We start from the raw sequence: 8,321 nt of genomic DNA on the forward strand, positions 1-8,321 counted from the left end.
TCCCGCAGATTTTAGGTGATTTACGCAGAATAAATCAGTCGGAAGCCTTTAGTCCGGAGCCTGGGTGCTTGAGCATGGTGCGGAGAAAGCAAAGCATAAGTATTATTTCATTAGTTGTTTAAGCATTACCTCCATTTATTTACATGTTCGACCTTGTTTTGAAACTGTGCGGATAAAGATTTAATTCTCGATTTTAAAAGTAATTTTCTGCCCTCCAGTGTTCTTGTGTATATCAGATCGCAAGAACCTACATGGTTTTCCCATTGTTGCTTAAAGTACTCGGCCAGGTTTTTATTACGCGCAATAAGTTCTGGTACCGCATGGTAGTCTTTTTGTTTTGCAAAAAGCATAAACCTGTTTTTTCTGATGATAACATAACGTGGATTATCAATTGGTGCAATTATTTCTTGTAAGGCATTGATAAAGGTTGATTTTTCAAAAGTGGATGCACCTTCCAAATGACAAAAAACTGCTCCATGTTCATCTACCGCGCTTTGAACATATATTTGTGAAATATCGGTTTGGATAACTCCGGTTTTTATCAGGCCTGCTAACAACGCTTCTCCAATGTACTGGATATCTTTCGAAATATCTCGGTATTTTAAATAAAGTCTTAGGGTTTTAAGGGTTAGCCTGCCAAAGATGAGCAGGCCTAATGTGCCGATAATCCCCAGAATGAAATAGAGTTGATCTGCTGATTTGATATGTCTGCTACTTCGGGCGAGGATTTCGAGGCTTTCGAAACCAAAGCCCAGTAGCCCCGAACCAAGGGTTGCAAAAAGATGGGCAATTGTTTTATTGAGGTACATGGCTTTAACTTCCTGGTATGGCCTTTCTTCCCGAAAAGGGATCTTAATTTCTTCAACTAAACTTATGCCTTCCTCCAGAGCGGTTTGCCAACGCTGTTTCAGATTTTCGCGATCTGCTGCAAAAGCAAACATTTCGCTGTTCTTTTTCGAAGCTTCTGCCTCCTGAATAATATTTTCGGGTAGGTTTAAGCGGTTTATGCCATTTTCAATGCCAGGTTCACTTTTAAATGAGATGCCTACGAAACTTTTGAAGCGCCTTTTTAAGAGGTCAAAATCGTCGCCACCAGTGGGAGATGTTGCGTCTATTGTAGCCAGGTGCCAGATATTACCTGTTTTACCTGTATTGCCTTGTTGGGTCCTGATAGCCCTGCCGCGCATTTGATTGGAAGAAACGAAAGAGCCAACGAAACTGGCCAGGATTAAAGCATTGATAGCCGGTGCATCCCACCCTTCGCCCAGTAAGGATTTCGTTCCGATTAAAATTTCGATTTCCCCTTGCTGAAAAATTTCGGTTATGATATAAATCAGGTCGTTTTTGATTTGCTCATTCTGGTAAATGATGAGATAGTCTGTGTCGAATGGTACAAGTGTACAACTAATTTGTGCTATACGTCGCTCGCGGGCTTTATCTTCAAATGCACGACGGGCAGAAGCAGGAATAATAACCATTGAACCTGTAAGCACGCCAATTTTTTTGTGTATGGTGTTTTGGCGGCGCAATTGTTCAAAAATCGGAATTACGCCTATTTTGGTCAGTTCGAGTTTATTTTCCGGGGTATTTGAATAAAATTCTTTACGGATATAATCAGAAAGGATAACCATTCTTAAGCCATGTCCCAGTTGCTTAAATTCAAAATCAACTATAGTGCTGATCCCATTTAACTTGCTCAGGCTCGAAGTAAGCGACTGGCTTACCACCTTATTATTACTGAAGTTGATTTGCTTTTTTTCCATGGCCCCGCAACGTTTCAGTTTATTTTCCAGCTGCTTAGCATGTTCTTCAAACAGTTTGAAATGTACTTTTTCCTGATACAGGTAGAAATTAAGAAGGGTTTCCATCCAATGATAATCCAACTCTGGTATTTTCAGTTTTTGATCGCCGATTACTTCAATGTGCAACTGGTGTATCTCCCTGTTATTGGCGTGAAGAAAAATTAAGCAGGCCGAATAACAAGATAAGTTAGTGTAAATCCACTCCAAATGCTCAGCAGGGTTTATCCATACCGGGTGATTTTCAATTGCACTGATCAGTGTCTCATTTGTTTTAAGTTCCAGAAAAAGCGCTTCAATCTGTGCTCTGAATGCTTTTATCTTTTCATTCTCGGCAGCAGTTGGGAAGGTGAAATGTATGTAATCCTGATGCGGGCATAAATCACCTTCAATAACAAGTTCGGGTACTGATATTTCAGCATCTACCGATCCGTTAAATTCGATATACCGTTGCCACTCGTTTGGGCTAACATCATAAGGAGGTGTGGCCGTTAAGCCCACAATAACCGGGTTTAGTTTTTCTTTTACACGGGTTAGGGTTTGCCACCATTCATTTTTTAAGTGGTGGGCTTCATCAACCACAATGGTGTTTATACGCTGTAATTTTAATCCCTTAACAATATTATCCAGATTAGGATTAGCTGATTTTATAGTCTGCAGAATATGCTCCTCCTCCTCATCGGTTTCGCTTTCATACTCCTGTAAATTATTGCAGGCTGCATGCAATCCCTGGTAGGTTACTACCGTCATAAATGCAGGTTTCCTGATGTCGTTCGATATCCATTCGGGGGCAGTATTTACCCGGAGAAAAAGTTCGCAGAAACGCTGTATCCATTGGTTTCGGATGGCAATGGTAGGGGCAAGAATTAAGGTTGGTTTATTCAGTCTGATGGCTACTTCGAGCCCCAGAACTGTTTTTCCGGATCCTGGTGGCGCTATGATATGCAAATGCCCGTTGGCCATGTGCTCATCTAAATGATCGAGTATGCGTTGCTGGTATTTTCGCCAGCTGGAAGTAAATTGTATTTCTTCGGGGTAAGTAATTGGTTTTTCGGGAGCGTTAGTTGCTTCAATCATGGCTTAGCTGGTAAAGTTTGTTGCATAATTAAATGCTATGGTTGTGGCCGTATAAAGTAGCCATGTCTTTTTCATTTATTGCAAGCTGAATTAATTCCATTAGAAGCCCGAATGTTTTTTCTTTAAATTCCTGTTCAATGCGTGCTGTTATCTGTTCGTTTGTCATGAATGAGCGTTGGCGCATAAAGTTAATTATTTGCACCGTAAATTCTCCCGCAGATTTTAGGTGATTTACGCAGAATAAATCAGTCGGAAGTCTTTAGTCCGAAGTCCGGAGTCTGAAGTCTGGGAGCCAGCCCCACTCCATAAATCGTCATTGCGAACTGAAGGGTTGGGGGAAGCGCAGGAGTGAAGCAATCTTTTAGTCCGGAGTCCGGAGTCGCAGGACGGAAGTCTGGGAGCCAAAGCACTGCGTAATCGTCATTGCGAACTGAAGCGTGGGGAGGAAGCGCAGGAGTGAAGCAATCTTTTAAGTCGGAAGTCCGGAGTCGGAGGTCAGAAGTCTTGGTGCTTAGGCATGATGCGGAGAAAGCAGAGCTAAATGCGGTAAAATGATTAGCGGATCCCCCTAAAACAAAATCAACCGGAGATCTTTGATTATTTCCGGTTGATTAAATCGTTTCTGAGCTGAGTGCGTCAAAATCTGAGCATTATGTTGATACGGGTATTTAATCTTTCACTAACCTTACCGCACTACCTGTAGTTTTGCTGTAATCGGTTACACGTGGTTCGCTGTATTTGTTAAAATCAAGGTAATAGGCAAAGCTGTCGCCGCTTGATTTGGTAGTAGACGACCACCAGTAGCTTAACCATATACCATATTTGAAAGACTGGCCGCCACCATATTCATCGCCACCGGCGCTGCCGTTGGTCAGTAAATTAAGTCCTGATGAGTTGTCGCCATTGCCGTGTGCAAATTTGTACGAGTCTTTAATGTCCCAGCCTGTGGTACCACGCATTTTTTTACCGGCAACCTTTTCGCCACCTAAAGCTGCAATAAGCGTTACAAATTCATTACTGCTGGGTACGTGCCAGCCTGCAGGGGCTAAACCACGGCGGTCGGTAACGGCATAAAAGTTGTACAACTTGCCATATTTTTTTTCGTTACTCGGATCGAAATTAAGGTAGCAGTATGCCGGAATTTTTTCCCGGCTCACTTTTTCCCATTCCTTTTGGTTAGTAGCATAATAAATCTGCTCACCGTTTCTATAGGTACTCACATTTAAATTGGTGCTGGTCCAGATCTGGTTACCAATTTTTACCGGACCAGTAATTTCGGGCGAAGCATTATATATTTCATTTAACTGAGCCGCTTGTGCCGAATTACAACTCCAAACAAAGTTAGTTGGTTGGGTGCCGAAGCTTCTTTTTAAACACTCTTTAGTAGCTATCGCATCGGCCTCTTCTTTGGTTTTAGCTAAACCCCAGCCAAATGCGGTGCCTACATTGCCATTAATGGTGCGGTATGCTGCACAACCTGTACCCGAGTAAGTAAGTACAATGCTGCAGGAACCACCACGTTTGGTACACTCATCTATTGCTCGTTTCTCGGCTTCAGGCCGGCTCGGCTGATCGAAAGAGAAACCATAATAAAAACCATTCGACCGGTCTATCGCTAAAGCTCCGTATTTGGTTTTAACAGGAGCCGCTTTGGCTGGCGATTTTTTTACCTGCGCCATTACACCAGATGCTGTTGCCAATAGCACAAGCACTGGTGCCATTAGCAGGAGTTTGTTAATTTTCATGCCCTAAATTGTTTGTTTATTGAAAGCAAATTTCCCAAACACTGTACTCAGCATCAATACCATTTAATGGGTATATTTTTGGTTTATAGTTTATAGTCTTTAGTCTGAAGTCCGGAGTCGGAGGACGGAAGTCTGGGAGCCAAAGCACTCCATAATCGTCATTGCGAACTGAAGGGTTGGGGGGAAGCGCAGGAGTGAAGCAATCTTTTAAGTTAGTTTCTCTGGAAGTTTGTCATGTTGAGCTTGTCGAAACACCTCATATATCGTCAAGCAGATCCTTCGACAGGCTCAGGATGACAATTCTATATTGATGATACAATCCATTGGGTTAGTTTTTGAGTACCGGTTTTGTATGAAAGCACAAGTCAGGCTATTGCACAGGCTAAAACGCTAAGACTTGCGCTAGAGTTGGGATGATATAACCTAACTAATGCTTCACATCAGCCGGTGCATTGGTGGTAGAATCGGCAGTGCTATCGGTCACTATACTATCTGCCACTATATTGGTATCGGTATATTGATGCAGGCTATCGGCATTTTGCTGATCAGCTTTGTTGCCACTACAGGCAGAGAATGCTAAACCCAGGGCTGCGGCTAATATCATTGCTTTCGTTTTCATATTAAATGTAATTGGTATATCTATACAATCCTGATTAACGGGCAATTGTTTTATAAAAATCTAAAGAATAACCTGTTATGGTATGCACACTGGTACAAACACTCAATTTATAAAAGCGTTAATTCAATTGCATCATAACTTTGCAGCCTAAGTCAAACCAGTTTTCATTATCTTTTATAAAAATAATCTTGGTGTCAAGTCCTTCACCTTTTATTCCTAGCCTTGGTATGGTTGTTAACTTACCGTGCGCTTGTGCAAAAACATCTTTCAAATCAACCCCAATATTGTTTTTTACATGGAAAACGGCAAGCAATATTACACCTCGAGGATCGTCATTTGGCTCCAAAAATTTTAGTAACGCAGCTTCTTCATATACAGAGCGCGGAGAATCAATTCCCTTACGTTCATAATAAGCTTCAAATTGAGCTAAATCTTCGGGCATTTTGGGCAGGTTATATAAAGTGCAGAGTTTGTCGAAAGCTAATTCTGCTTGTTCAAAAGGTGTACAGTCTGTCGATTGTATTTCAACAAGCAACTCGTTTAACCGCTGGTCTTTTTTTATCCATTGTTCAAAGTTTGGTTTCATTGTTAAGGCATCAGATCAGTATTCAGTTTAAACAAAATGCAAGCCTGGATTTTAGCCAGTGCTTGCACTTGTCGTTTTTATAATAATTAATATTTACGGCTAGTGGTAATTTTAATTGTAATGCTTTTTTCTTTCGTTGTGCAACCATTCTACCATATTTAAAGTGCTTGGCGCAAACTCAATACCCGTAAAACCCTGTTGTTCTACCGCTGTCTTAAATCTTTCAGATACATAATAACCTACTCCACCTTCAACATTGGCTAAAGCAAATACATCATCAGTTGTTTCTGTTTTAAAATACACATGATCTATGCTTGTCCTCCAGCTATCGCGGCCCTGCGCCGTTAAGTAGGTGTTAAATTCGCCTAAAGTATTAACCTTTACCGGCTCCAGATAGGTTCCACCACCTTCGGGCTTCGGTTTTCTGGTTGATACATTTGATTGTAAGAAGTCTACATTTTCGAACACCGAAACAACCGGGTTTACAATCCAGTATTCGTAAGCTACTTCCTTACTCCGTATATTACATTTAAAGTATTGAAAAAAGCCTTTGTCAAATTCTTCAAATAGTACTTTAAGTGCTGGGCTAATTAGCAACTTTCTGGTAAAACCAGCCGGTACAGTACTAATCAAGTCGGTTAGTTTTGCTTTTTTGTGTAAAATACCTGTTGAAGTTAGCGGCTCAAAATCCACTTTTTTGAATTCGATGTGCTCTATAAATTTGGGATTATTATCCCATCCCATAGGAAGCTCAGCATCCTGAATTTGACTTGATTGGCCAACAATTTTTAAATCTAGGCTATGTTTAATTCTGTAATACATCAAAAAATCAGTTGGTTAATGGGAGCTAGTTTAAACATCAATTGCATTTCGAATATGGTTAATTATTTTAAAATTAAAAACGTTTATCCCACAACCGGCTCTTCTCCCGTTCCGCCTGCCCTTCGCGTTTGCAATAAGGCATAAGTACTAATATGCTGGTTAAGCAGGTTTACGGTACCGGCCCATGGTTCTGCACCATCGTTAATATCGAGGTTAGAGTTAATCCGCGTACGGAGTTTATAGTACAGGTTATTGGCAATGTTGCGTAACTCACGCAGTTTTTCGGTAGGTGCCACAGCAAGTTCTTCGTTGCGTTTAAGGTAAGCCTGGTTAAATTCATTATTGGCTGTTTCTAACTCGGTTAACCAGTTGCCCAGGTTTAAAGCCGTTACCGCCGCCTGCAGCTCAGGTTTGTTTTTCCAATCGTTAACAATATTGCGCAGAATGGTGGTTTCGCTTTGGTAGTTCTCGATAGCGATACGTGGACCAAAGAGCGCCAAATGTGCCGAAAGGATTTTGGCATGCTTGTTTATTTCCGAATTTGGACTATAGGTTAAACTTTGAACATGTAAATTAATACCATTTATGGCGTCATCGCGCCGTTTATCTAAAGCCTCTATCTCGGCGGTAACTAAACTGGCCTGACTAATTTTAAACAGCTTTTCAACGTTTTCGGTTGCGGTGCGCAAAGCTTCATACTGTTCGCTTACATTCAGTGCCTGCGGATTACTTTTAGATACAATGTTTAATGTATCGGTTAAGAACTGGATATACTCTCCATTTCTCAGTGGTTGTAATACAATTGAGTTAATCATAGGTTTTTAAATTAATGGTTGATGTTATTTTTCTGTTTTTACTTTGATTTGTTGCCACCTATGGTGGGAAGGTTTCAAAGTAACTTTGATTTGTTGCCACCCATGGTAGGAAGGTTTCAAAGTAACTTTGATTTGTCGCCACCTATGGTGGGAAGGTTTCAAAGTAACTTTGATTGGTTGCCACCCATGGTAGCAAGGTTTCAAAGTAATTTCCCCTTTTTAGCCAAAAAAGATGCTTTCTTAAATGCTTTTGTGCTGTGCTTACAGCTATTGCCGAACGCGGAGGTTCCCTGATCATTCCTGTTATTTTCATAACCTGTTAATTTAATGGGCATAAAACCCGTTAATAAAATGTGGGGATGATTTTTTTATAACCGTTTGGAAAGAAACTGCCGCCGGGTTAAAAGGGATATAACTAAGATAACGAATAGGTTAGTTACAAGCAAGGAAATTTTTGATAAAGTATTTAGTCTTTAGTTTTTAGTCGGAAGTCCGGAGTCGGAGGTCAGAAGTCTGGGAACCAAGCCACGGCATAATCGTCATTGCGAACTGAAGGGTTGGGGAAGAAGCGCAGGAGTGAAGCAATCTTTTAAGTTAGTTTCTCTGGAAGTTTGTCATGTTGAGCTTCCCGATGAATATCGGGACAAGTAGTCGAAACACCTCATATATCGTCAAGCAGATACTTCGACAGGCTCAGGATGACAATTCTATATTGATGATACAATCCATTGGGTTAGTTTTTGAGTATGGGTTTTAATGAAAGCACAAGTCAGGCTATTGCACAGGCTAAAACGCTAAGACTTGCGCTAGAGTTGGGGAGCCAGCCCCACTCCATAATCGTCATTGCGAACTGAAGGG

Annotated in this window: 7 protein-coding genes; all 7 read right to left on the reverse strand. The window is 41.1% G+C overall.

What is annotated here, in order from left to right; genetic code table 11:
* Positions 1–125: 125 nt before the first annotated feature.
* The 7 genes from OC25_RS23130 to OC25_RS23155 all read right to left on the reverse strand — a co-directional run bounded on the left by OC25_RS23130 (position 126) and on the right by OC25_RS23155 (position 7,463).
* Positions 126–2,876, reverse strand: a complete 2,751-nt coding sequence (locus OC25_RS23130; protein ID WP_052266406.1) for a DEAD/DEAH box helicase family protein — start codon at positions 2,874–2,876, stop codon at positions 126–128.
* Between the two features lie 28 nt (positions 2,877–2,904).
* Complete coding sequence (locus OC25_RS28030; protein WP_156131565.1) at positions 2,905–3,042, reverse strand: hypothetical protein; 138 nt, start codon at positions 3,040–3,042, stop codon at positions 2,905–2,907.
* A 502-nt stretch (positions 3,043–3,544) separates the two neighbouring features.
* Positions 3,545–4,621 carry an FISUMP domain-containing protein gene (locus OC25_RS27095; RefSeq protein WP_052266407.1) on the reverse strand — a complete coding sequence of 359 codons (1,077 nt, stop codon included), beginning with the start codon at positions 4,619–4,621 and terminating at the stop codon, positions 3,545–3,547.
* A 427-nt stretch (positions 4,622–5,048) separates the two neighbouring features.
* Complete coding sequence (locus OC25_RS23140) at positions 5,049–5,240, reverse strand: hypothetical protein (protein ID WP_039481434.1); 192 nt, start codon at positions 5,238–5,240, stop codon at positions 5,049–5,051.
* Between the two features lie 118 nt (positions 5,241–5,358).
* Positions 5,359–5,826: a hypothetical protein gene (locus OC25_RS23145; protein WP_039481439.1), complete on the reverse strand. Its 468-nt coding sequence runs from the start codon at positions 5,824–5,826 to the stop codon at positions 5,359–5,361.
* A gap of 111 nt (positions 5,827–5,937) precedes the next feature.
* Positions 5,938–6,648: an imm11 family protein gene (locus tag OC25_RS23150; RefSeq protein ID WP_039481442.1), complete on the reverse strand. Its 711-nt coding sequence runs from the start codon at positions 6,646–6,648 to the stop codon at positions 5,938–5,940.
* Positions 6,649–6,731: 83 nt separating this feature from the next.
* Positions 6,732–7,463 carry a DUF6261 family protein gene (locus OC25_RS23155; protein WP_039481444.1) on the reverse strand — a complete coding sequence of 244 codons (732 nt, stop codon included), beginning with the start codon at positions 7,461–7,463 and terminating at the stop codon, positions 6,732–6,734.
* Between the last annotated feature and the right edge of the window lie 858 nt (positions 7,464–8,321).

The organism is Pedobacter kyungheensis (assembly GCF_000812965.1).
Lineage (GTDB): Bacteria > Bacteroidota > Bacteroidia > Sphingobacteriales > Sphingobacteriaceae > Pedobacter > Pedobacter kyungheensis.